Origin of the sequence: Parasphingorhabdus sp. (assembly GCF_049667325.1) — a bacterium.
GTDB lineage: Bacteria > Pseudomonadota > Alphaproteobacteria > Sphingomonadales > Sphingomonadaceae > Parasphingorhabdus.
In genome coordinates this window covers 1-1,942 of record NZ_JBATHY010000161.1, presented here as the reverse complement: position 1 = coordinate 1,942, position 1,942 = coordinate 1, and the positions used below count along the sequence as shown (strand labels likewise).

The window sequence follows — 1,942 nt, the reverse complement described above, 5'->3', positions numbered from 1 at the left end:
GGGGAGAAGCATTAAATGAAACTGGGAAGAATGAACCATATCGGCGTCGTGACGCCTTCGATCACCGACAGCATAGCCCATTGGCGCGACGTCATGGGTGCTACCTCTTTTTGCGAGCCTTTTGATCTGCCCGCACAGGGCGTGAAAGTCTGCTTTGTCGACACGCCCGCCGACGGACCGACCAACGGCACCCAGATCGAATTGATCGAACCACTCGGCGAAGACAGCCCCATAAACAGCTTCCTCTCCAAAAACCCGCTTGGCGGCCAGCATCATATCTGTTTCGAAGTGCCCGACATTCATGCCGCCAAGGCGGAATTTGAAGCGATGGGCAAGCGAGTGCTTGGCGAACCACGGATCGGAGCGCACGGCACGCTTATCTTTTTTGTCCATCCCAAGGATATGGGCGGGATGCTGACCGAGATCATGGAAACACCCAAGGGGCATTAAACTACTCCCGTCATGCTGAACTCGATTCAGCACCCAGAGCGGCAATCACTGCATTCTCGCTCTGGATTCCAAATCAAGTTTGGAATGACGGTCATAAAGGAACGATAAATGGAATTCGGGAATATCAAGCTGGACATCACCGATCAGGTGGCAACCATCACGCTAAACAAGCCGGAACGGCTCAACGCCTGTTCGCTGGATATGGCCGATGATATCTTCATCGCGCTCGACAAACTAGAAGATGCGCGCGCTCTGGTGATAACCGGCGAAGGCCGCGCCTTTTGCGCCGGTGCTGATTTGCAGGCGAAGAACGACAGCGCTTTGTCCGGCGGACAAGGCAGCTACGCAGCGCTCAATCAACATTATAACCCGTTGATGCTGAAACTGGCCAAGCTGAATATTCCAACGATCACGGCGGTGAACGGTCCGGCAGCAGGCGTGGGCTGTTCCATAGCTCTGGCAAGCGACTTCGCGATTGCGGGGAAATCTGCCTATTTCCTGCAGGCGTTCGTCAACATCGGGCTGGTGCCGGATGGCGGGGCATCGTGGATGCTGACCCGGCTTGTCGGCAAGGCCCGGGCAACAGAAATGATGTTGCTGGGCGAGAAAATCCCGGGCGAAAAAGCCGCTGATTGGGGACTGGTCTATAAATGTGTCGACGATGATTTATTGATGGATGAAGCCAACAAACTGGCGAAACGTCTGGCTGGTGGTCCCACCGTGGCTCTGGGCGTGATGCGCCAGAATCTGGCCGCTGCGCTCGAAAGCGATTATGCCTCTTCGCTGGTTCGCGAAGCCGAAGGACAACGGATCGCCGGTAACAGCAAGGATGCGCGGGAAGGGGCGATGTCGTTCCTCCAGAAACGCAAAGCCGAGTTTAAGGGGGAGTAGAAATTTGTCACTCCAGCGAAGGCTGGAGCCGAAACCAATATTCGTTCATAACAGAACGGCGGGATAGACCCCAGCCTCCGCTGAGGCGACAAGTGAGAATGATATGACCTACAAACCGACGATCAAGGAATGGCAGGAACTGGCTGACAAGGAAGTCAAAGGCCGTGACCTGACGTGGCAGACGCCAGAAGGTATTGCCGTCAAGCCGCTCTACACAGCGGAGGATGCCGGTGATCCGGGACTGCCCGGCTTCGGTCCTTTCACCCGTGGCGTCAAGGCGTCGATGTACGCCGGGCGTCCCTGGACGATCCGCCAATATGCGGGCTTCTCGACCGCCGAGGAATCCAACGCTTTCTATCGCCGGAATCTAGCGGCTGGCCAGAAGGGGCTTTCGGTCGCCTTCGACCTCGCGACCCATCGCGGTTATGACAGTGACCATCCCCGCGTCGTCGGCGATGTCGGCAAGGCTGGCGTGGCGATCGACAGTGTCGAGGATATGAACATCCTGTTCGACCAGATCCCGCTTGACGAAATGTCGGTATCGATGACGATGAACGGCGCGGTTATTCCGTGCCTGGCTTTCTATATCGTCGCGGCAGAA

Annotated in this window: 3 protein-coding genes; all 3 read left to right on the top strand. The window is 56.6% G+C overall.

Annotated features, from left to right (window positions below; all coding sequences use genetic code 11):
* Positions 1-15: 15 nt before the first annotated feature.
* Positions 16-450, top strand: a complete 435-nt coding sequence (mce, locus tag WBM93_RS07330) for a methylmalonyl-CoA epimerase (RefSeq protein WP_424430228.1) — start codon at positions 16-18, stop codon at positions 448-450.
* Positions 451-558: 108 nt separating this feature from the next.
* Entirely contained in the window at positions 559-1,341 is a 783-nt protein-coding gene (locus tag WBM93_RS07325; protein WP_424430225.1) for an enoyl-CoA hydratase-related protein, read from the top strand.
* Between the two features lie 103 nt (positions 1,342-1,444).
* A partial coding sequence (locus WBM93_RS07320) for a methylmalonyl-CoA mutase family protein (protein ID WP_424430222.1) occupies positions 1,445-1,942 on the top strand: 498 nt, incomplete at its 3' end.